At 44.2% G+C, this 505-nt stretch carries 1 pseudogene; it reads right to left on the bottom strand.

The features are described 5' to 3' along the window. Positions 1–278, bottom strand: a pseudogene (locus tag R7Z50_RS31400) (mobilization protein); the annotation flags it as partial. Between the last annotated feature and the right edge of the window lie 227 nt (positions 279–505).

Here is a 505-nt window from a genome sequence, read left to right on the forward strand (position 1 = left end):
CTCTTTTGTTGGTTTTGTGCTAGACCTAAATCCGTTATGCCCCACAAAGCAAGCTTCCCGTTTTGGGTTTGAAGCTCGTACTTTTTGATGAAGCCTAAGCCCTTTAGTTTTGCCAGTAAGCGATCGAGCGGTTGTCTTTTTTGGTAATTCAAAAGCACCATTAAATTACTGATCGTGGAGTACGTTTCTTGTATTAAAAACTGCACAACACACTGCATGTTATCGGCATTTCGTTGGTAGCGTTCGGTCTTATCTTGGATCAAAAATTGTGTGTTCATCGGCCTCTGCCATCGGTGTCTATCATCGGGGGAGCATAGTACCCGATAGCGGACACCGATGAAATCTCAAGAAAAAAAGAGATTTCACCCAAAGGGTGAATATTGAAAAAGCGTGCTTTTCCAATGAATTAGAACGTAAATCTTCGGGGCTGGACGCCCCTGCAATTCACGTTCTAATTTAAGAGCAAAATCCGCCTCGCTACGCGAGACCAAGCCCCTATAGAGCG

It is taken from the genome of Vibrio sp. 1249-1, assembly GCF_033340495.1.